This is a genomic window from Hymenobacter elongatus, from assembly GCF_004745955.1.
Lineage (GTDB): Bacteria > Bacteroidota > Bacteroidia > Cytophagales > Hymenobacteraceae > Hymenobacter > Hymenobacter elongatus.
The window spans coordinates 36738-57436 of record NZ_SRLD01000035.1; the positions used below are offsets into that span (position 1 = coordinate 36738).

At 59.9% G+C, this 20699-nt stretch carries 19 protein-coding genes; 8 read left to right on the forward strand and 11 right to left on the reverse strand.

What is annotated here, in order from left to right; translation table 11 throughout:
* Window positions 1-9: 9 nt before the first annotated feature.
* Window positions 10-1965 carry a glycoside hydrolase family 13 protein gene (locus tag E5J99_RS16025; protein ID WP_245319046.1) on the reverse strand — a complete coding sequence of 652 codons (1956 nt, stop codon included), beginning with the start codon at window positions 1963-1965 and terminating at the stop codon, window positions 10-12.
* A 117-nt stretch (window positions 1966-2082) separates the two neighbouring features.
* Complete coding sequence (locus tag E5J99_RS16030) at window positions 2083-3528, reverse strand: hydrolase (protein WP_135498828.1); 1446 nt, start codon at window positions 3526-3528, stop codon at window positions 2083-2085.
* A gap of 466 nt (window positions 3529-3994) precedes the next feature.
* Here E5J99_RS16030 and glgP point away from each other — a divergent pair, with 466 nt between their 5' ends.
* Window positions 3995-5581 carry an alpha-glucan family phosphorylase gene (gene glgP, locus E5J99_RS16035; RefSeq protein ID WP_245319047.1) on the forward strand — a complete coding sequence of 529 codons (1587 nt, stop codon included), beginning with the start codon at window positions 3995-3997 and terminating at the stop codon, window positions 5579-5581.
* 173 nt (window positions 5582-5754) lie between these two features.
* Here the strand turns inward: glgP and E5J99_RS16040 are convergent, their stop codons facing one another.
* The 3 genes from E5J99_RS16040 to E5J99_RS16050 form a co-directional block, all read right to left on the reverse strand.
* Window positions 5755-6816: a Brp/Blh family beta-carotene 15,15'-dioxygenase gene (locus E5J99_RS16040; RefSeq protein WP_135498830.1), complete on the reverse strand. Its 1062-nt coding sequence runs from the start codon at window positions 6814-6816 to the stop codon at window positions 5755-5757.
* Window positions 6817-6933: 117 nt separating this feature from the next.
* Entirely contained in the window at window positions 6934-7707 is a 774-nt protein-coding gene (locus E5J99_RS16045) for a bacteriorhodopsin-like (protein WP_135498831.1), read from the reverse strand.
* A 336-nt stretch (window positions 7708-8043) separates the two neighbouring features.
* Window positions 8044-8724, reverse strand: a complete 681-nt coding sequence (locus E5J99_RS16050; protein ID WP_167852179.1) for an arylesterase — start codon at window positions 8722-8724, stop codon at window positions 8044-8046.
* Between the two features lie 176 nt (window positions 8725-8900).
* Between E5J99_RS16050 and E5J99_RS16055 the strand changes: the two genes are divergently transcribed.
* From E5J99_RS16055 to E5J99_RS16085, 7 genes are all read left to right on the forward strand, one after another.
* Window positions 8901-10001: a hypothetical protein gene (locus tag E5J99_RS16055; protein ID WP_135498832.1), complete on the forward strand. Its 1101-nt coding sequence runs from the start codon at window positions 8901-8903 to the stop codon at window positions 9999-10001.
* Between the two features lie 51 nt (window positions 10002-10052).
* Window positions 10053-10709 (forward strand): phage tail protein, encoded by a 657-nt coding sequence (locus tag E5J99_RS16060; RefSeq protein WP_245319048.1) that lies wholly within the window; start codon window positions 10053-10055, stop codon window positions 10707-10709.
* An 11-nt stretch (window positions 10710-10720) separates the two neighbouring features.
* Window positions 10721-11410 carry a phage tail protein gene (locus tag E5J99_RS16065; protein ID WP_317128834.1) on the forward strand — a complete coding sequence of 230 codons (690 nt, stop codon included), beginning with the start codon at window positions 10721-10723 and terminating at the stop codon, window positions 11408-11410.
* 2 nt (window positions 11411-11412) lie between these two features.
* Window positions 11413-12078, forward strand: a complete 666-nt coding sequence (locus E5J99_RS16070; protein WP_317128835.1) for a phage tail protein — start codon at window positions 11413-11415, stop codon at window positions 12076-12078.
* 21 nt (window positions 12079-12099) lie between these two features.
* Window positions 12100-13614: a T9SS type A sorting domain-containing protein gene (locus tag E5J99_RS16075; protein ID WP_135498833.1), complete on the forward strand. Its 1515-nt coding sequence runs from the start codon at window positions 12100-12102 to the stop codon at window positions 13612-13614.
* A gap of 126 nt (window positions 13615-13740) precedes the next feature.
* The gene (locus tag E5J99_RS16080; RefSeq protein ID WP_135498834.1) at window positions 13741-14058 is read left to right on the forward strand and encodes a thioredoxin family protein; all 318 of its coding nucleotides are present in this window, start codon (window positions 13741-13743) and stop codon (window positions 14056-14058) included.
* Window positions 14059-14068: 10 nt separating this feature from the next.
* The gene (locus E5J99_RS16085; protein WP_135498835.1) at window positions 14069-14311 is read left to right on the forward strand and encodes a DUF6952 family protein; all 243 of its coding nucleotides are present in this window, start codon (window positions 14069-14071) and stop codon (window positions 14309-14311) included.
* 57 nt (window positions 14312-14368) lie between these two features.
* Here E5J99_RS16085 and E5J99_RS16090 read toward each other — a convergent pair whose 3' ends face one another.
* From E5J99_RS16090 to E5J99_RS16115, 6 genes are all read right to left on the reverse strand, one after another.
* On the reverse strand, window positions 14369-14983 hold the full coding sequence (locus tag E5J99_RS16090) for a TetR/AcrR family transcriptional regulator (protein ID WP_135498836.1): 615 nt from the start codon (window positions 14981-14983) through the stop codon (window positions 14369-14371).
* 33 nt (window positions 14984-15016) lie between these two features.
* Window positions 15017-15706 (reverse strand): carotenoid biosynthesis protein, encoded by a 690-nt coding sequence (locus E5J99_RS16095; protein ID WP_167852180.1) that lies wholly within the window; start codon window positions 15704-15706, stop codon window positions 15017-15019.
* 99 nt (window positions 15707-15805) lie between these two features.
* Window positions 15806-17302 carry a 1-hydroxycarotenoid 3,4-desaturase CrtD gene (crtD, locus tag E5J99_RS16100; protein ID WP_135498838.1) on the reverse strand — a complete coding sequence of 499 codons (1497 nt, stop codon included), beginning with the start codon at window positions 17300-17302 and terminating at the stop codon, window positions 15806-15808.
* Between the two features lie 296 nt (window positions 17303-17598).
* On the reverse strand, window positions 17599-18801 hold the full coding sequence (locus E5J99_RS16105; RefSeq protein ID WP_135498839.1) for a class I SAM-dependent rRNA methyltransferase: 1203 nt from the start codon (window positions 18799-18801) through the stop codon (window positions 17599-17601).
* Window positions 18802-18943: 142 nt separating this feature from the next.
* Entirely contained in the window at window positions 18944-19408 is a 465-nt protein-coding gene (locus tag E5J99_RS16110; protein ID WP_135498840.1) for an SRPBCC family protein, read from the reverse strand.
* Window positions 19409-19490: 82 nt separating this feature from the next.
* Entirely contained in the window at window positions 19491-19826 is a 336-nt protein-coding gene (locus E5J99_RS16115; RefSeq protein WP_135498841.1) for a hypothetical protein, read from the reverse strand.
* Between the last annotated feature and the right edge of the window lie 873 nt (window positions 19827-20699).

Here is a 20699-nt window from a genome sequence, read left to right on the forward strand (position 1 = left end):
TCCGCTTTTCTACTTTTTCAGCTCCAGCACCCACGCCGTGCGGGCCGGTAGTTGCACCGATTTCAAGTTGGCCAGCGTCGCCCCGGACGTCACCTCCGTAGCCGTCGAAAAGCCATTCAACCGCTCGGCAAATCGGCTCATATCCACCGGCTTTTCGTCTTTGTTGGAGTTCATCAGCACCATCACCGTGCCCGCGTCGGAGTAGCGGAAGTAGGCATACACGCCATCTTGAGGAATAAACTGCATGAGCTTGCCCGAGTGCAGCGCGGGGTGGGTTTTGCGGTAGTTGGCTAGCTTGCTCACGTAGCTGAAGGCTTCGCCCGCCGGCCCCGTGCGGCCCGCGGCCGTGAAGTAGTTCTTCGTGTCGCTGGCCCAGCCCCCGGGGAAATCCTCGCGCACCAGGCCGTCGGGGTTGCTGTAGTTTTTCATCAGCACCTCGGTTCCGTAATACAGCTGCGGAATGCCGCGCGTGGTCAGCAGCCAGGCCAGGCCCATCTTGTACTTGGCCAAATCCTCGCCGATGACGGAGTAGAAGCGGCTCAAATCGTGGTTGTCCAGAAATACCACGTTGCGCATCGGATCCTCGTACATCCAGTCGCCCTGCAGGGCGTAGTAGAGCTTGGCAATGCCGTCGGTCCAGCCGGCATCTTTGGTGAGGGCTTCGTTGATGGCATACTGGCTCTGGAAGTCCGTCACGCCGGGCAGGTTAGACTTAAACCCGTTCACCGGCGGCAGAATATTGCGGGCGAAGAACGCCTGCTGGCCGTTGCCCTGCACCCAGGTTTCACCGAACATGCCCAGCTGCGGAAACTCACTGGCCACGGCCTCACCCCACTGCATCAGAAAGTTGCGGTCCGAATACGGGTAGGTGTCGATGCGGTAGCCGTCGAGGCCCGTGTATTCTACCCACCAGATAAAGTTCTGAATCACGTAAGTAGCCACCAGCGGGTTGGCCTGGTTCAGATCCGGCATCGTGGTGTCGAACCAGCCGTCGCCGTACAGCTTCCGGTCACTGTCGGCGGCGTAGGGGTCGTTGAAGGCCGCGTCGCGGAAGTTGCTGCGCGTGAAGCTGGGCCACTGGTGAAACCAATCGGCGGCGGGCTGCTCCAGAAACAGGTAGTTCTTGCTGCCCATGTGGTTGAGCACCACGTCGTGAATCACCTTCAGGCCGCTTTGGTGGGCATTGCGCACAAAGCGTACGTAGTCCTCATTGGTGCCGTAGCGGCGGTCTACATTATAATAGTCGGTGAGGGCGTAGCCGTGGTAGCTGGCCTTGGGCATGTCGTTTTCCACCACCGGCGTGGGCCAGATGGCCGTGACGCCCAGCTCCTTGAGGTAGTCGAAGTGCTGCTCAACGCCCTTCAGGTCGCCGCCGTGGCGGGCATACATCGAGTCGCGGGCCACAGCGGGGGCGCGCATGCCTTTGATGTTGTCGTTTTTCGGGTCGCCGTTGGCGAAGCGGTCCGGCATGAGCAGGTACACAAAGTCGGCGCTGGTCACGCCCTGCACCTTGGTTTTGTCGCCGGGTGTGGTGCGCGCGCGCAGCTCGTAGCTATACTTCACCTTCCTGGTGCCCTGGAACTCCAGGTTCAGCTTGCCGGGTTGGGCCGCGGGGCTGATGGTCAAATTGACAATCAGGTAGTCGGGGCTTTCCAGCTTCTGCACACCGTCCAGCGTCACCCCGGCGTAGCGCAGCGCCACGGTGCTGCTCCCGATACCCGGCCCATGCACCAGCAATTGCAGCTTGGGGTTTTTCATGCCCACCCACCAAAACGTCGGGTCGATTCGGCTGATGGCGGCTTTGGCGGGCGTCGCCGCCGGGGCCGCAGGCGGGTTGGCGGCCGTGGCCGCTGGCGGCTGGGCGAGCAGCAAGGCTCCGGCGAGCAGGGGCAGAAAGGCGGGGAAGTTCATGCGCGAAATCAGGTCAGCGGGGAAGAGAAGCAGCAAGGTAACTTTAGCAGCCACAGTGTGCAATAAGCGCCTTACTACAAACTTATAAAAACGTGTTTGCATCCCGATTTCACACAAAAAAGCCCCGACGCCAATCGGCAGCGGGGCTTTTTTGTTGCGTCATTTATTGCGCTATTGCTTGGCCAGCCAGAGCGAGGCGTTCAGGTGGAGGCGCGAGTGGCTCAGGTTTTCATTCCAGCCGTCGTACACCGTGTTGCCCGGCGAGCCGGTGCCATCATCGGCCGGCGACGAATCGCCGACGATAACCACGCGGCCGGTGCCAAAGGTGCTGCTGGCGGCCATGGCCAGCGTGTTGCCCTGCCCGGCCGTGCTGCGCCACACCAGTCCCTGCACTGTGCTGTTGGCTGTGGGGTTCAGCGTCATCGTCGCGCCGTTATGAAACGAGAGCTGCGACACGGTGCCCAGCGGGCCGTTCATAATGGGGTTGGTGGCGCTTACCAACTCGTTGCTGCTGTTTTCCACGATGTTGTCGAAGTTGATGCTGAAGCCGAACGGGTTGGCCTGCACCGAGTTGTTGCTCATCAGGTCATTCCAGATTTCGGGCGAGTCCCAGCCGTCGTTGTTGCGGTCGGAGATGATGTGGTCGGAAATCATGAACAGACCGCCCCCATTTTGCACGAAGCCCAGGATGGCGGTTTTCTCGGCGGCCGTAAACACCGTATTCGGCTCATCCACCACAAACACGCTGTACTTGGTCAGGTCTTGGGTGTTCGACGCATCGCCGTAGGTGATGCGGGCCCCGGCGGGCAGCTGCTCCACGGTGTGGCCCAGCTTCACCAGCGCTACGCCCCAGGCCGAAATAGCGCCGGTCCAGTACGTTTCCGGGGTGGTGCTGGTGATGCCCGATTGGGCCGGGGTAGGAATGGCCGAGGCCACGCCGCTGTTCACGTCCAGCACCCAATCGGCATTGCCGGCCAGCTCGCCGTGCGAGCCGTCGAACAGGAATTTCTTGGCCGTGCCGGTAGGTGGCGGCGTGGTGCCGCCCCCGCCGTACTGCTCGATGGTCAGGTTGTCGAAGTTCACGCGGTTGGTGCCACCCGAGGTTTTGCGAATCTGCAGGCGCACGGTGCCGGCCAGGTTCACCGTGAACGAGGCCGTGCTCAGGCTCGTGCTGCTGGTCGTGATGGTGCTGCCTACTTTGGTGTAGGTGCTGCCACTGGTAGCGGAGGCCCACAGCTCCCAGGCCGAGGCGGCATCGGTGCCATACACGGCGTGCTGCACCGTGACGAGGCCCGCGCCGGCCGTGGTGTTGAAGTTCATCGTCAACGACCCCACATTGCGCATCCGTACCGACTGGGTGCCGGTTTTGGGGTCGGCCGAGGTGGTGCCGAGCAGCGCGTCGTTCAGTGTCCAGGAGCCCGAGCTCAGCGCAACCGAGCCGGTGGTGTACGCCGATTTGGTGCCGGTGTCGAAGGTTTCCGGAAAGCCAGTGGCGGCCACAGTGGCCGTGCTGCTGGTGGCCGTTGGGGCCGCGCTGGGCTCCAGCTCCGGCTTGGCACACGACAATACGGAAAGGCTCAGCAGCGAGGCTGCCAGCCAGCGGAAAGAAGGGTTCATACAGAAGGGTTGGTTGGGAGTGGGAAAGGGAGCGAATTCGCGGGGCAAAGCTAGCCCCGGCGGCAGGTGGGTAACGCGGTTGCCAGGTTATGGTTTCGTTACCAAAGCTTAGAATATGAACAGGTTATAGGAATAAGATATCCGGTATTGCTCGGCCTTCGTATGACTTTTCGCTCGACCCGTGCCGCTTTTTCTCGTTTGCCTGGCAGCGGCGTGCCTTCGCTTGCGCAGTGCTCCCGAAGCAAAGGCCTCTGAACCAAAAAGTACAATAGCTGGTGCAAACGTTTGTCCTGCGTTTCTTCGAATCAAGGCTTTTTTTTGGGCCAGATTGTGCTGACCTTAGTCGCCCGCTACGCCGGATAACCACCTGCCACCCAGATTCACTCCCTTCTAATTTCCCATGTCGTTTCAGTTTCAACCATACTCTCCCGCCCCTGAATTTGCTACGCAAGCGGCGTATTTCTCCATGGAATTCGCTCTGGATCAGGCGCTAAAAACCTACTCCGGCGGCTTGGGCTTCCTGGCCGGCTCCCACATGCGCTCGGCCTACGAGCTCAAGCAGAACCTGATTGGCATCGGCATGCTCTGGACCTACGGCTACTACGACCAGGGCCGCAACGAAGACCAGACCATGCGGGCCGATTTCCGCCTCAAGTCCTACTCCTTCCTCGAAGACACCGGCTTAATCTTTCCTATCACCATTCACGGGGCAGAAGTGAAGGTGAAAGCTCTGTACCTGGCGCCCGACACGTTCGGCACGGCCCCGATGTTCTTCCTGACCACCGACATTCCCGAAAACGACTACATCTCGCGCACCATCACCCACTACCTCTACGACGCCGATACGGCGGCGCGGGTGGCCCAGTCTATCGTGCTGGGTGTGGGCGGCGGCAAGCTGCTCGACCTGCTGGGCGTGCGTATGCACACCTACCACCTCAATGAAGGCCACGGCCTGCCGCTGGCGTTTTACCTCTACGAAAAGCACGGTCGCAGCCTGGAAGAAGTGCAGAAGCGCCTCGTCTTCACGACCCACACGCCCGAACTGGCCGGCAATGAGGAGCACGCCATGAAGCTGCTCACCGACATGACCTTCTTCGGCAACATTCCGGCCGACGAAATTCGCCGCGTGGCCCGCGTAGACCACAGTGACATCCTGAACTATACGCTCACCGCCCTGCGCTTCGCGCGCAAAGCCAACGCCGTATCGAAGGTACACGGCATCGTGGCCAACGACATGTGGGGCAGCTACGAAGGCATCTGCCCGATTATTCCGATTACCAACGCCCAAAACGGCACCTACTGGCGCGACCCGGCCCTGCACGCGGCGTTGGAAGCCAACGATGACCAGGCGCTGCTGGCCCGCAAGCGGGAGCTGAAAAAGGAGCTGTTCGATTTCGTGGCCGACCAGACCGGCACCCTGCTCGACCCCGACGTGCTGACCGTCGTGTGGGCCCGGCGCTTCGCTGGCTACAAGCGCGCCGACCTGATTCTGCGCCATTTTGAGCGGTTTGCTCAGATGGTCGCTAACCAAGACCGGCCCGTACAGATCATCTGGGCCGGCAAGCCCTACCCCAAGGACTACGGCGCTATCGGGATGTTCAACGATATTATTCAGCGTACCAAGCAGTTCAAGAGCTGTGCCGTGCTTACCGGCTACGAGCTGGGCCTGTCGGCGTTGCTGAAAAAGGGTTCCGATATCTGGCTCAATACGCCCCGCTTTCCCCGCGAGGCCTCTGGCACCAGCGGTATGACGGCCGCCATGAATGCCTGCTTGAGCTTGAGCATCCCGGATGGCTGGATTCCGGAGTTCGTGCGCCACGGCGAAAACGGCTTCATGCTGCCTTTGGCCAACCTCAACGAGCCCGAGCACGTGAAGGACGACACCGAAGCCAAAGGCGTATTGGACGTGCTGGAGCAGGAAATTCTGCCGCTTTACTACGACGAGCCCGCCGCCTTCCTGGCCATTGCCAAAACGGCCATGCGCGAAGTAGAGCCCCAGTTTGAGTCGCACCGCATGGCCACGGAATACTACGAGAAGATGTACAACGCGTAGAGGAGCTGAAGCCTCAGGTACTTGATGTACAGAAAAACGTAAGGCCCGGCTTCATCAGAAGTCGGGCCTTGCTTTTTATCCGGAGTAACCGCTTTCAAAAGGTTGAATGAGAGACCATCGCTGCCAGATACTCGATGTTGGCTTGTGCGTTGGCAGCAGCGGCGGGCTTCGCATCAGGGCTTGGCTGTTGGCCCCGCAGCAGCCATCTGCCGGCTGTGGGCTTCTGGCCCGCGCCACCGGGCGGCATCCATAACCACCGTCACGAGCAGCGCGTGGGGCAGCGTCACGATGGATGCCACGACCAACGCCAGGCTAAACCAGGCGTGTTCGGTAGTCAGCCGGTCGAGCAGCAGGCGACCCAGCACCAGCAAGGCCGCGCAGCTGACGAGCAGCAGCGGAGCTGCCCGGCGCAGAAAAAATACCAGCTGCGGCAGCAGCGCCACCTTCGCGCCGGCCAGTCCACCCGCCGACGCAGCGTAGCCCAGCCAGCCCGTCAGGCGCAACACGTGCTGCAGGCTGTGCCAGAACACGAAATACACGCCCACCGACAGCCGGGGCGGCAACGCCAGCAGCAGCGCCAGCAGCACCAGAATTTCAACCAGCTCCGTTTGCAGCAGTGCCCACTGGCGCCTGCTGGCGTAGCGCGCCCAAAGTACCCCGTGCCCGGCCAATACGACCAGGCCCAGACCGGTGGTGAACAGCTCAAACTGTGGCTGGGGCACTATGGAAGCGCCGGTGAAGGTGAGCAGGCTATTCACGATGTCGGCCGTTTCGGCAGGCCACCACCAAGCGGGCACGGCAAAGAGCAGCAGGCCCCGCAACAGGCTGTGGACCAGCCACCAGCTGGCCGAAACCTGCGCAGCAGCCGGGGCGTCGGCAGAGCCCCAGTGCCAGATTGTGAGCAGGAAAAAGATGCCCACGGTAGCCGCCGGCCAGCCCCACCATAACACGCCTACCAAGCCGGCCAGGCTCAGGTAGCTGAGCAAAAACCGCTGCCAATACCGCCAGCCGCTCACTACGGCCTCCGCCGGGTGCGGGCCAGCGGGCACCACCAGCTGGTCGCAGGCCCCGTGGGCGATGCCCAGCACCACCATGCCTACCGCCAGGGGCAGGCCGAGGAGCAGCCCAGCCTGCGCCGGGAAACAAAACCCGAGGGCCGTGGAGCCTGCTACCGCAGCGTAGGAGTAGCGGCGGTAGGCCCAGGCAGTGGCGAAAGCGTCGGAAGAAGCAGGCATGGCAGAGTAGATTACAACCAATACAGGCCGTTGCACAGAAGAAATAGTGCAACGGCCTGTTATTTATTTGCCTTCGTGGGCCGATGTGCACGGCGCGCCTTGGGCGGCCGCCAAAGGCTACACCACGGAGGTAGCAGAAGCCGGCGCTACTTTTACGGCCGACTCACTGCGGGCAATGCTATACACGACCAGACCAAAGCCAATCTTGTTGATGGCGTCGGCGATGTTGTACAACAGGTCGAGGTCGTGGGGGCGTAGCAGCCCGGCTCCATCGGGGCCGAGCCAGCCGCCCGGCATGGCCATGTAGCCAATGGGATAAATGGCCCAGCCGACCAGTACGAACCACGCCAGGGCTCGCACGCCTTTGCGCACCGCCTCCGACTGCGACGCCGCAGCCAGTTGCGCGACTTCTCCGAACCAGGCCGAATACAGAATGTAGACGTAGCCCAGTGTCGATAAAGAGCCCCACAGTACCGAGTGGCCCATCGTGCCGTCGGTGAAGGCCTCGCCGATGTAGCCGAACACGAGCATGACAACGGCGGCCACAATCAGCTTGTAGAGCAGACTGACTTTGGCCCCCGCGGCTCGCACGAGCAGGTAAAACTCCACCACCATCAGCGGCACGGTCAGCGTCCAGTCGATGTAGCGCAGGGCAATGGGCGTTTCGTGGGTCGTGACGTAGTAGTCGCGCATGTAGTAGTAATGCACGGAGGCAATACCGGTAATCAGGCCCGAAATCAGCAGCGAAGTTTTCCACTTGTCGGCAACCGTACTGCGCTCAAACAAAAAGAATATGGCCGCCGCAAACATGGCCATGTATCCCGTGAAAAAGGTAAAAGCTACCGGGTCGTCGACCGGAATACGCATGACATCAAGTAACATGGTTCTCATGGGGTAAATGATTTGGGGGTTGACGTATGATGTAATAAAGACAATATTCTATTCAATGTTTAACTTTTAGACACAAAATGTTGAACAAAAAAATAAGAACAGTCGTAGTGCCCTTATTTGTTGAATCCCATTTGTTGAGTTGCCGGCACATAGAGAGCGTTTCGCGGCGACAAAACAGCGTGCTGAAGCACCGTGCGCGTGTGCCGCTCACGGAATACTAGTGTTTCATTGATACCGGTTATTTAAAGTGCTCGGTAGGCGCTGCCACCTGCGGGCAAGCGCCAGCCTGTGCTGCCCGCCACGAGCCCCACTGGGGAAGCCACGCTGGGGTCGGGGCTACAGTTCCAACACGCCAGACAGCACTGCCCACACGTTATTGGCCAGTATCTGCTGGCCGGCCGCGTTGGGGTGCACCCCGTCTGCCAGGTTCAATTCGCGCTTGCCCAGAACGCCTTGCAGCAGAAACGGCACGAAAGGCACACTGTTTTTATCGGCCAGATCCCGGAATAGTGCTTTGAACTCACCTGCGTAGCGCCCGTACTGGTGGCCACCCAGCGCGCTCAGGTCGAAGGGGAACTCCAGCCCTACCAGCACGATGCGGGCCTGGGGATACTTCAATTTCACCTGATCCAGGATGGCCTGCAGATTCTGGGTGGTTTCGCGGACGGGAATACCGCGCAGGCCGTCGTTGGCCCCCAGTTCCAGCACGAATACATCCACGGGCTGCCGGGCCAGCACGCTGGCCACGCGCTGTCGACCCCCAGCCGTGGTTTCGCCGCTCACACCGTAGTTGAAGGCTTTGTAAGGCAGTTGCAGCGAGTCAATTCGAGCTTGAAGCAAGGAGGGAAAGGCCTCGCTAGCCCGTAGCTGGTAGCCGGCCGTGAGGCTGTTGCCGAAGAAAATGATGTTTTGCATAGTACGATGAGTCACCACGGGGCGGCGTGCAACGGGCGAGGAGTCGGCCGGGCCGCAGGCCGAAAGCAGCAGGCTCAGGCTGAGCAACAGGAGCTGACGCATAAGAAGGCTTGAGCTGGAAGGAGCAACCGCCTCTATACGCTGATCCACCAAGTCGGTTGTTAAGGTTCAGCTTATTTTTGTCTGATTAAGCAATTAAATACTGATATTCCTATATATAGTCTCTATGTTTGTACTCATATTTAGCACAAGTGTGCGCGGTTTACTTTTCCCGGAGTATGAGCAAAGTTTTACGGTTTCGTTTGCTGGCGGTAGCAGCCCTGGCAACTAGTTCAGCATCAGTATACGCGCAAACCGGTAGCGTTGGCATCGGCATCGAAACGCCGAACGCGTCGGCGGTGCTGGACCTTACCAGCACCGCCAAGGGCCTGCTGATTCCGCGCATGACCCAAGCCCAGCGCAACCTGATTAGCACGCCCGCCGAGGGGTTGCTGGTATACCAAACCGATAATACGCCGGGCATCTACCAGCGCACCGCTACGGCTTGGGTGCGCCTCGTAGCCGACAACCTCGGTGACCACACCGCCACCACCAACCTGAACCTGAACGGCAAGCTGCTCACCGGCGCCGCAGCCGCCACCACCGGCCTGGGCGTCGATGCTTCCGGCAACGTGGGCGTAGGCGTCACGGCGGCCAACAAGCTCGACGTGGCCACGGCCGCCCGCACGGGCACTCATGCTACGGCCAAGCCGCTCTATGTTACCGGGGCCCTGACCACCACCAACGGCGCGGAGTTTCGCACGTCGGATGCTACCCAGGGCGTCGGTATCGGCTCCAACTCGGTGTACGCCGCCGGCTCCACCGCCAACCAGGACCTGATTCTGCAGCCTAAGGGCATGGGCACCGTAGGCGTGGGCAGCGCCGCCACGGCGGTATCGGCTATTCTGGACGTGAGCAGCACCACCAAAGGCTTCCTGCCGCCGCGCATGACCAAAGCGCAGCGCGACCTGATTGCGACGCCCGCCGTCGGGCTGCTGATTGTGCAGAACGACAACACGCCCGGCCTATACCAGTACACGTCCACGGGCTGGGCCAGCGTCGGGGTGGGTACTTATTACGCCGAAAGCATGTCGACGGCCGCCGCCCCCACGGGGGCCGTTACGGTGGCGCCAGCGGTAACCAACCTGGTGTATACCGACAACAACAGTGGCAATGGGGCAGTCACGCTGGGTGCGGGCACAGAAGGCCAGCGGCTGGTTATCGTCAACAACGACAATGGTTTTTTGACGGTGGTGTCGGCCAGTGGCACGGGTAATATTTTGTCTAAATACGGGGCTCGGTATATCTATACCAACGGGGCCTGGCGCCGCGAGTCGTAGCCGGCCCTGGCTGATTCGTATTTCCCGCATTTTTTCTGAGCTCCGCTTTTCATGGCTGACTTTTCTACTGCCGCGCCCGGCCCCGTGCCGCCGCGTCGCTCCTTGCTCCAACGAATCCAAAACTGGCTGCGGCCTGGGGCCGCCCCCCAGCCCCGCCAGCTGGTGTCTATGCGTCCCAACGGCGGCTATCCCTATGTAGGAGAAATAGCCCTCTTCGCCGGCAGCTTTGCCCCCGCGGGCTGGATGTTCTGTGATGGCAGCACACTGCCGATTTCTGAGAATGATGTCTTGTTTACCCTCATTGGTACTACCTATGGCGGCGACGGCCAAGAAACTTTTAACCTGCCCGACCTGCGGGGGCGAGTGCCTGTGCACAAGGGCCAGGGCCCAGTACTGGCTAACAATTATGTAATTGGGGAGCAGGGCGGCGTGGAATCCGTGACGCTCACCACCCAGCAGCTGCCGGCGCACACGCACCAGCCAGCCGCCAGCACGGCACCCGGCACCTCGGCCTCGCCGCAGGGAGCCGTACCGGCCGACAGTGGCTCCGGCTCGGCGCAGTACACGCAGTCGGCGGCTAGCCTGGTGACGCAGCCCGCGCAGACGCTGGGCTCGGTCGGCGGCAGTCAGCCCCACGACAACATGCAGCCCTACCTGGCGCTCAGCTACATCATCTCCCTGTATGGTGTTTACCCATCACAGACCTAAGTTTTAGCATCATGTCTTCACCAATTGATTTGCCTGTAAACGGCTCCTCGCGGCGGGGCTGGCTCAAAAATCTGGGTGGCCTGCTGGCCGGGAGCTTGTTGCTGGGCAACAGCCGGTCAGCAGCGGCCTCGCCGATGCAAAGCGTGGCCTCACCCCAAACATATGAGCCTTTCCTGTCGGAGATTATGCTGGTCTCCTTCAACTTTCCTCCCAAAGGCTGGGCTTTCTGCAATGGGCAGCTGCTGCCCATCAACCAGAACCAGGCGCTGTTTGCCTTGCTGGGAACCACGTATGGCGGAAATGGTCAAACTACTTTCGCCTTGCCCGACCTGCGGGGCCGGGTTATCGCGCATGTCGGGCAGGGTTTGGTGCTGGGCCAAAAAGGCGGCGCAGAAGCGCATGCCCTGCTGGCCAGCGAGATACCCTCTCACATGCACGGCCTGAAGGTCAGCACGGCCGTGGGCACCACGGCCCTGTCGGGTACCGCGGGCCCCGTAGTGCATCACTACCTGGCCGACAATGGCGGGGGCGCCCCCCAGTATGGCGGCAGCAGCAATACGGTGCTGGCCAGCTCCACAACCGCGCCAACGGTGAACGTTTCCAGCAGTGCGGGCGGCAGTCAGCCCCACGAGAATCGCCAGCCCTTCCTCTGCCTCAACTACGTTATTGCCCTACAGGGCATTTTCCCCAGCCAAAACTAGCCGTGTCCAATCTGTCGTTTACGCCGCCGGCCCAGCCGGCCCGCCGGAGCTTGCTCAAGCGTTTGTCCGGGCTGGTGGCCGGAAGCTTCCTGTTGGGGCCGCTACAGGCACTGCTGGGCCGCGCCACCCCGGCTGCCGCCGGTACCCTTGGGGGTGGTGACGCTTTCGTGGGGGAAATATGTGTTTTTCCCTTCAACTTCGCGCCCACAGGCTGGGCTTTCTGTAATGGCCAGCTACTGCCTATTTCCCAAAATACGGCCTTGTTTTCCTTGCTGGGCACGTATTACGGCGGAGACGGCAAATCGACCTTCGCCCTGCCCAACCTGCAGGGCCAGGTGGCAGTAGGCCAGGGCCAGGGCCCCGGGCTGAGCAACTATGACCTAGGGCAGCAAAGCGGGAGCAGCACCGTGACGCTACTAACCAGCGAACTGCCGGCGCACACCCATACGCTGGCCCTCACCTACAGCACGGAGCTGGGCACGCTAGGCTCTCCCGACAACGCCTATCTGGCCAGCAATGGCTCCGGCGAGCCCCAGTATGAGCCCTCCGGCACCGGCTCTTCCGCCGGCGGAGCCGTCTCCGAAAGCGCTCCTCATAACAACATGCAGCCGTATCTGGCGCTCAATTACTGCATTGCGCTGCGAGGCATTTTTCCGCCGCGCGGTTAGCTCCACCCTCCTTTTTACACCATGAAACACGGTTTACTACTCGGTGGGATTCTGCTGGTCATTCTCCCTGCGGCAGGCCAGGGGCTTTCCAGCCAGGGAGCTGTTATCAGCATTCAATCCGGGGCGCAGGTGTCGGTGGTCGGTGATGTTCTCATTAGCGGCAGCGGCACCATTGATAACGCGGGGACCCTCCGACTGACCGGCAACTGGACCAACAACGCCGGCAGCGGCGTGCTCACGCCCGCTACCGGCACGGTGCAACTAGCGGGCACCAGTACCCAGCAAATCGGGGGCAGCACCGCTACCACCTTCCACACTCTGGACGTGAGCGGCGCCACCGGCCCGGTGCGCCTGACTACCGATGCGTCGGTGGGTAACAGCGCCGGCGTGCTCACGCTGGGGGCTACGCAGCTGGAGCTGAACTCGAAAGTGCTGACGCTCAACAATGGCGCGGCCTCGGCCCTGAGCCGGACCACCGGCACGCTGGTCAGTGAGTCGATGCCCTCGGCGGGCTACGGCCGGCTGAACTGGGTAATCGGCTCCAACACCGGCACCTACACCATTCCGATGGGTACGGGCAGCACCGCCGTGCCAATAGTGGCCACCATTACGGCTGCTGGCAACAGCACGGGCATGCTCTCCTTTGCCACCTACGCTACCAGCCCCGACAACCTGCCCTTGCCCACCGGCATCACGGCCCTGCAAGGCAACCCCAACTACGCCCTCGACCGCTACTGGGTGGTGCAGCCGACCAACTACACGCTGGTTCCTACCTCGACCCTGGCGCTGGGCTACCGCGACAGTGAGTGGAATACGGCGCCCAATACCATCGTAGAAGGCCGCCTGCGCCTACAGCGCTGGAACGGCACCACCTGGGAAAGTCCGCAGGGAGCCGTGAACACGACGGCCAACACCGTGACCACCGACCTGCAGAATACCTACGGCATCTTCGCCTCCTCCGACCAGAACAATCCTCTGCCCGTGGAGTTGCGTGAGTTTACGGCCCGGGCCCAGGAAACAGAAGCGTTCCTGAATTGGGCAACGGCGTCGGAGCTGAACAACGAAGGCTTCTTTGTGGAAGTCAGCGTGGACAGCAAGACGTTTCAGCGTCTGGGTTTTGTGGCCGGCAGAGGCACCACGAGCAGCGCGCAGAAGTACCAGTTCACGGACCTGGGGGCTGCCCGCCGGGGCTCGGTGCAGTATTACCGCTTACGCCAGCGCGACACCGATGGCACCGACCACTACTCGCCGGTGCGCACCGTGAGCTTCCCCCAGAAGACAGCTGGTAGCCTGACGGCCGCGCCTAATCCCACCCGCAGCCAGTACACCGTGCATCTGACGGCCGCCAGGGCCCAAACCATTCAGCTGACGATACACGATGCCCTGGGCCGACTGGTGAGCCAGGTGCCCATGCTGCTGCAAGCCGGCGAAAACCAGCTGCCAGCAACTTTCGATGCCCAGCAGCCCGTGGGCGTGTACCTGCTCACGGCCGTCGTCGATGGGCAAGTGTTGCGCACTCGCTTGGTGCGGGAATAGCCCCTGAGTTCGGGAATATTCGCTCCCGGACAAACTTTTTTCCGGCGGAAGTGCTTTAGCTTTGCAGCCAGATAAGAACTGTTCTTATCTGGCTGCATTCTTTTTTACATCACTTTCCTCTTTGCAATGCCCGTTACGAAAGCATCTGATGCCGATTTCCAGGAGTTACTCGAAACCAATAAAAAAGTAGTCGTGAAGTACTACGCCGACTGGTGTGGCAACTGCCGGCTGTTCTCGCCCAAATTCAAGCGGATGGCCGAGGCCGAGCATAATCAGGACATTACCTTCCTGGATGTAAACGCCGAAACCAGCCCCGCCGCCCGGAAGCTGGCCAACGTAACGACCCTGCCCTTCTTTGCCATTTTCGAAGACGGTGCCCTGATTGATACCGTGTCGGCCAGCAAGGAAGAAGCCGTGGCGCAGTTGATTAACCGCCTGAACTAAGCTCTGACCTATGAAAATTCCGGCTATTAAGCGTCTGGTAGAATCGCAGACGCTGGACGCGCTGGTGGAAGCCGAGGCCGCCTTGCTTGATGAGCAGCAGCCGGCCTTTGCGGTGGAAGGCGAGGACGAGGGCGAACAGCTCACCCACGTATTTGCCGCCATCTTCATCCTGAACCACATCCAGGATACGGGCGCTGATTTTAAAGATGCCCTGCGTGAGTACACCAAAAAGGTACGCGTATCCATCAGCTAGCAGAACCTCAGTACCCCCACAAAAAAGGAGCCCGTCGGGCTCCTTTTTTGTGATTTATTACATACGAGCGAAGTACGAGGAGGCCGCCTTGATACCCTCATCGGTGCACAGGCCGCGGATATAATACAGGTACACGCTGCGGAATACCTCGGCCACATTGTATCGACTGGCCGGGAACACTTGCTCGTTGAGCACCATGTTCAGCTGCTCGATGATGATTTTGCTCACCAGCGCAATGTTGATATCGCCCCGCAGCAGCTTTTGCACTACGCCTTCGTTGAGCAGGCTGTGGGTCTGGGGGTAGGAATAGTCTTCGAGATGCTGCATACCTACGGCCCAGACCTGCGGATAGTGCTGCACAAGATCGGAGAAATAGGCTGGGGAAGAAATTTTGCGCAGGTCGCGGATGCCCAGCTCAAGGAGGCTCAGCAGGCGGCCTACCGGGTTAGGCACGCGCTGAAACAGTTCGACATGCTCTCGTTTCTGCCGCTCAATATCATACTGCATGGTTTGCAGAACCAAGTCTTCTTTATCGTGAAACATCTCACGAAAGGTGGCGGGCGAAATGTCCAGCTTGGTCATAATCCGCTCCAACGACAGATTCGTGATGCCCTGGGTCTGAAAAAGCTGAAGGGCTTCTTCCAGTAGTGTGTCGCGTAAAGTAAGACTCATAGTAGGCGAGGCAAGGCAGTGAGCGGACGAAAGTTAGCGAATAAACCAGCTAAGCCCGAAAAAAAACAGCAGCTGCACCAGATACACGAAAGGCACTAACGGATTGCGCTTCTCAAAATCGGTGCGGTTGAAATAGACCTGTAGAATAAGCGCCACCGCAAACCAGCCCTTGAAGTTTTGCAGCGGAATTAGGTCATAAGCCCAGGTCCAGAAGTCGTAGCGTACGGCTACGGGTTCCAAACAGATATCCATGCCGACCATAAGCAGGGCCGCTGCTACGGCCCGTACGAAGCCCGGCAAGGGCAGATAGCGGGCCAGAATGCCAGTCATATAAGTCAGCATGAGCCAGTTGAGGCCAATGATGAGCGGGACGCCCAGCCACGCGAAGCCCAACGTAGCCCCGTAAGAATATTGCCCGAAAATCTTCCCGGTCCGGATGCCGACTACTTCTACGAAGAAACCCACGACGACGACTGTCAGGCAGAAGCTAAGGAAGGCGAAGCTTCGGTCGCGCTGAAAGGCGAAGAGCAGCACGGCCGTCAGCACCAGATTCAGCGGTACGAACTGCAGGTAGAAAGCCGGATTCTGGGAGAAGGCGAGCCCCACGAAGCCGGTGACATGGAAGAGTAGCAGGATGCCCTGCGCCACGCGTAAGCGCCGCAGGCGCGTATCGGGAGCTACCGGAGGCGCGGGCAGATGTTGGGTAGATTCGGAAGCAGACACTGGAAGAAGATTGGCAGGTAGCAAGTACTAAGTAAGGAAGTGCGGGCCGCAACGCAAGCACTGGCCCGCATCTACCTAGTAAGTACTACTCGTTCAGTACTAATTGATGAGGCCGGCCACGATTTTGGCCGACAGCAAGCACAAGGGGATTCCGCCGCCGGGATGCACGCTGCCGCCACAAAAGTACAGTCCTTCCAGCTTCCCCGAGAAATTGGGGTGCCGCAGAAAAGCCGCCAGCGGATTGTTGGAGCTGCTGCCATACAGCGCCCCGCCAAAAGACGAAGTAAGCTGCTCGATGCCCCGCGGGTCCCAGACCTGTTCGGCCCGAATCAGCGGCTCAATGGCGACGCCCAGCACCCGGCCCACTTTGTCCAGTACGGCCCGGCGCGTGGTTTGGATTAGCGCGTCCCAGTCCTGGCCCTGGTTGTGGGGCACGTTCACCATCACAAACCAATTTTCGTGGCCCGCCGGCGCGTCGTCCGGCGTTTTCTTGGAGGTGATGTTCACGTAGACTGTCGGGTCGGCCGCCACGGTTTTCTGCTCGAAAATAGCTTGGAATTCCTGGCGGTAATCCTGGGAGAAGAAGATATTGTGCAGGTCCAGCTCGGTGAAGCTGTGGGCCACGCCCCAGTAAAAAATCAGGGCGGAGGACGAGCGGGGCTGGCTGAGCGTGCGCTCGGGAGCAGGCTGGGCAGGCAGCAGGCGGCGGTAGGTCGGCACCACATCCATATTGCTGACGACCAAGCCAAAATCGTACACGTCCTGGGCCGTGCGCAGCCCCGTAACCTGCCCGGCCGCCGTGAGAATTTCTTCCACCGGCTCGCCGTAGCGAAATTCGACGCCTAGCTCTTCGGCCAGCTCCACTAGGCTGCGGGCAATGCTGTAGATGCCGCCTTCGGGATAAAACGCCCCGATGCCGTGCTCCAGGTGCGGAATCAGGCTCAGCGTGGCCGGGGCCTGGTAGGGGTCGGAGCCATTGTAGGTGGCAAATCGGTCGAAGAGCTGCACCAGGCGCGGATCGGCGAAGGTACTGGCGTGGCGCTGGTGCATGGTGCCCGTGAGGCCCAGGCCGGGCAGCGCGGCCACGGCTTTCAGCACGTCGGCACTGAAATAGGTACTGGCTTTGTGCAGCGACTTGTGCAAAAAGGTGCTTTCGGTGGCCCCGTAGGCCGCGCCGCTGCGGTCCAGAAACGTGCGCACATCGGTCGCCGGCGTGCCAAGCTTCTGCTCTATTTCCTGGGCAAACCGCGCCGCATCGGCCCAAGCCGTGAGGCGGGTCCCGTCGGCGAAAAAATACTGGGTAATCGGGTCGAGGCGCTCGTAGCGGAAGTGGGCCTGTGGGTCGCGCCCGGCCAGCCGGAACAGCTCATCGACCAGCGCGGGCAGCGTAAACAGCGAGGGGCCGGCGTCGAAGCGGTAGCCGCCGGGCAGGTCGAACTGGTGCATTTTGCCCCCAAATGTGCCCTGGGCCTCGAATACCGTGACGGCGTGGCCCTTCAGTGCCAGCCGCACGGCGGTAGCAATGCCGGCAATGCCGGCCCCGATGATGGCAGCAGACTGTTTGAGGGAACTGCTGGTTTTAGGTTTGCGCGCCAAGGATGATTACGAGTTGCTCAGTGAGATTCTAGCCTTCAGCGCAGTAGTTGCCACGTGTAGCAGCATGCTTTTCGACGCGTAGAGAGGACTGGTACTATCTTCCACAAACTGCCCGGCAAATTGTTCTGAGCGCGCAACCCGAAAACATGGTGCCGGGGCCAACAGCTGAGCCGTTTTGGTAGCCATACTGTCAGTTCGCGCGCGGATGCCACGCAGCCAAGGCCGCTCCCCAGTACGGGAAGCTACTTGCCGCAACCCCCGCGGGAAGCACGGTACGGAACAGCCATTTGGGCTGCTTATTCCACGGCCAGCACTAGTCCTTTCAAGTAGGCACCTTCGGGGTGAAACAGGCTCACCGGGTGGTCGGCGGGCTGGGTGAGGCGGTGCAGAATGCGGGCCGGGCGGCCGGCTTCGATGGCAGCGGCCAGCACCGCGCCCTCAAACAGCTCGGCGCTGACCACCTGCGAACAGGAGAACGTGAACAGCAGCCCGCCCGGCGCAATCTGCCGAATGCCGGCCGCGTTCAGGCGCTTGTAGCCCATCAGCGCGTTGTGGCGGGCCGAAAGGTGCTTGGCAAACGCGGGTGGGTCGAGCACGATGAGGTCGTACTGTTCCTGGCTGCCTTTCATGAAGCTAAACACATCCTGGGCATAGGCTTCGTGCCGACCGGCCGGGGCACCTGCTGCTTCGGCCAGGGCCGCGTTGCGCTCCGTCAGCTCGATAGCGCGCTTGGAGCTATCCACGGAATGTACCAACTCGGCCCCGGCCTGCAAGGCGTAGGAGCTGAAGCCGCCCGTATAGCAGAACGTATTCAGGACGCGGCGGCCGGGCGCGTAGCGGGCCAGCAGCTGGCGGTTGTCGCGCTGGTCGATGAAAAAGCCGGTTTTTTGGCCCGTCTCCCAATCAACGGCGAATGGCTGCCCGTTTTCATATACAACGTGCTCGGAGCCTGTGCTCTGACCAAGCAAATAGCCGTTCTGAGCGTCCGGCGCGGCTTTGGCTGGCACGGTTTCGGCGCTCTTGTCATAGATAGCCCGCAGCTTATCGCCCAGCACTGCCTGCAAGGCGGCGGCAATCTGGGGGCGGGCCTGATACATGCCGGCGCTGTGGGCCTGAATAACTGCCACATCACCATACACGTCGATGATGAGGCCGGGCATGCCGTCGCCCTCGGCGTGGGCCAGGCGAAACACATTGGTATTGCCGCTGCCGGTCAGGCCCAGATTCTGGCGCAGCTGGTAGGCATTCCTGAGTTTTGCTTCCCAGAACGCGGCGTCGGGCAGGGCCGCCTCCGGTCCGAAATCGAGCATGCGCACCGCAATGGAGCCGGGCGCGTAGTGGCCCATACCCAATACTTCGCCGTTAGCCGCCTGCACCAGCACCACTTCGCCTTCCGTTACTTCCCCCTGCAACCGGGCAATGGCCCCCGAAAACACCCACGGATGGAAACGACGCAGGGAATGATCTTTACCGGATTTGAGAGTGACAATGGCGGGCATACAGCAGAAATTCAGACGACACAAGAAAGCGCAAAGGTACGGCAAAGTCCTGTGGCCGCCGGCGGAACATGGGTTCATGGCCGGGCTTATTTCGGCTGGCTTTCCCCGGGCCGCACACTCAGCTCAGGTATTAAGCCGTGCCTCAGCCCGCGTAAGCCGGTGCCGGTGCCCCAAACACGCGCCGGTAGATGGGCCGCCGCCACGCAAACTGGGCCCACATGGCCGGGTACAGCAGCGCGTCCAGCACCTTCGAGGCCGTACGAAACTCAATGGCATCGACAATAGTGCTGCCCCCGTTCGGGCCGGGCTCCATAAGGTGGCGGTGCCGCCAGTAGCGCAACGGCGCGGGAGCGGTCTGGGCTTCATCCACGAAGTAGAGCGTGCCGTCGGGCAGCTGGCCGTGGTCCGTAATCAGGCTGGTCCAGCGCTGGCGCAGCGGCCCGCTTACCAGCTCAATTTCTACCTGGTCGCCGCGCAGGCAGCCGTCGAAGCGCAACAGGTTGAGCTTCGGAAACGGCGGTGCCAGGGCCAGAAACAGCTCCCGCGTGAAGCCGGCCAATACTTGCGCGGGCGGCTGCGCGACGGAAGTGCGAAGGGTGATGTGCATAGAGCGCTAACTCTGGCTATAGCACTTTAGTTTTTGCGGGCGCTCGGTGTAGTACGTGCCCGTAGTTCTGTGCACACGCACATTAGTACCCATGGTAGACTGCGGCAACCAAGCTGTCTTGACCCACTACAATAGCAATTTCATGGGAGGCAAGGGGCGCAGTCGTGTACAGATACACCGTACTAGAATCCGTTAAGCGGGTTTCTGTTTTTTTAGGAGGTCCCATGATGTGCAACGCTCTTTGCTTGCTCATGCCTTTCTTTACCTTATAGGAATTAAGCGCGTTTGCCTTTCCCAGGCGCGCTTCGGCCCCAGAAAAGAAGATGAAATAGACTGAAGCAGCTCCTATGGCCAACAACATGAATAACCCTAGCAACACGGATAGGGTTACTGCAAACCAACGAGGACGAATTGCCATAAACCGAAAAGTATTGTGGTAAAACACAATGTAAAAAGAGAGGAGTTTTTAGAGTGATATTTGCGGTTCCTATAGTATCATAATAAATTATAATGATTTATCAATAAAATTTGTATAAAATTTTATTGATAAAGAAAATTCCTCTATGGACAACGTTGATTAACAAATTTTGGATCAACATTCCTAGATCTATACAAAGGGTTAGTTAGATAAGCTTTCAAATAGAATAGATAATTTATTCCTAACCCGTTAGGAGTAAAATCTGCTCCATAGTAGAAGACAAAATCATATCCTAGTCTGTTTGAGTAATAATCCTGATGGTTGCCAGCACTAGAATTCACCGCAGGATCACTACTCAACCATTGTATAATTTCTAAGCTCTCACCAATTGTACTCCCTTGGGGGCCAACTACCAGCATATGTCGTAAATTAATGACAATATCTGGATTCAAAGGGTCTCTTATATATCGAATTCTAGGTCCATAAGGAAGTCTGGCAATTTCAACGGATACTCCTGCGACTGTTTTAGTGATAATTTGAACACCCCTCTGATAGATAATTTCGGAACGCGTTTTTCCATCGTTTTCGTCAAGAAAATCTTGTAATGTATATACTTACCCGCGTTGATAAACATCATCAGCGCTATGCCAATCTCGTAGCTGGGTACAGTTATATGCTAGCACGTCGGGTGCTGGCAATGCTGGGGTAAGTACTATTGAGGAGTTAATATATTCGGAGGAAGTCGGAGGGTGCAACCCAAATTGTCGCTACGCCGCCCTGGCCGTGTTGAAGGGTTCAATGTGTTGGCGTACCAGCTGCCATCGGTTACTCATCGCGCAGACGCGCAAGGTCAAGACCCGCTGTGCGCCGTTG

What these genes read in the sequence shown, in the direction of transcription:
- E5J99_RS16105 (WP_135498839.1), bottom strand. Translation starts at nt 18,801, where the DNA reads ATGCCCGCCATTGTCACTCTCAAATCCGGTAAAGATCATTCCCTGCGT.
- E5J99_RS16110 (WP_135498840.1), bottom strand. Translation starts at nt 19,408, where the DNA reads ATGCACATCACCCTTCGCACTTCCGTCGCGCAGCCGCCCGCGCAAGTA.
- E5J99_RS16090 (WP_135498836.1), bottom strand. Translation starts at nt 14,983, where the DNA reads ATGAGTCTTACTTTACGCGACACACTACTGGAAGAAGCCCTTCAGCTT.
- E5J99_RS16075 (WP_135498833.1), top strand. Translation starts at nt 12,100, where the DNA reads ATGAAACACGGTTTACTACTCGGTGGGATTCTGCTGGTCATTCTCCCT.
- E5J99_RS16085 (WP_135498835.1), top strand. Translation starts at nt 14,069, where the DNA reads ATGAAAATTCCGGCTATTAAGCGTCTGGTAGAATCGCAGACGCTGGAC.
- E5J99_RS16050 (WP_167852179.1), bottom strand. Translation starts at nt 8,724, where the DNA reads ATGCGTCAGCTCCTGTTGCTCAGCCTGAGCCTGCTGCTTTCGGCCTGC.
- E5J99_RS16030 (WP_135498828.1), bottom strand. Translation starts at nt 3,528, where the DNA reads ATGAACCCTTCTTTCCGCTGGCTGGCAGCCTCGCTGCTGAGCCTTTCC.
- glgP (WP_245319047.1), top strand. Translation starts at nt 3,995, where the DNA reads ATGGAATTCGCTCTGGATCAGGCGCTAAAAACCTACTCCGGCGGCTTG.
- E5J99_RS16060 (WP_245319048.1), top strand. Translation starts at nt 10,053, where the DNA reads ATGGCTGACTTTTCTACTGCCGCGCCCGGCCCCGTGCCGCCGCGTCGC.
- E5J99_RS16045 (WP_135498831.1), bottom strand. Translation starts at nt 7,707, where the DNA reads ATGAGAACCATGTTACTTGATGTCATGCGTATTCCGGTCGACGACCCG.
- E5J99_RS16055 (WP_135498832.1), top strand. Translation starts at nt 8,901, where the DNA reads ATGAGCAAAGTTTTACGGTTTCGTTTGCTGGCGGTAGCAGCCCTGGCA.
- E5J99_RS16065 (WP_317128834.1), top strand. Translation starts at nt 10,721, where the DNA reads ATGTCTTCACCAATTGATTTGCCTGTAAACGGCTCCTCGCGGCGGGGC.
- E5J99_RS16115 (WP_135498841.1), bottom strand. Translation starts at nt 19,826, where the DNA reads ATGGCAATTCGTCCTCGTTGGTTTGCAGTAACCCTATCCGTGTTGCTA.
- E5J99_RS16040 (WP_135498830.1), bottom strand. Translation starts at nt 6,816, where the DNA reads ATGCCTGCTTCTTCCGACGCTTTCGCCACTGCCTGGGCCTACCGCCGC.
- E5J99_RS16080 (WP_135498834.1), top strand. Translation starts at nt 13,741, where the DNA reads ATGCCCGTTACGAAAGCATCTGATGCCGATTTCCAGGAGTTACTCGAA.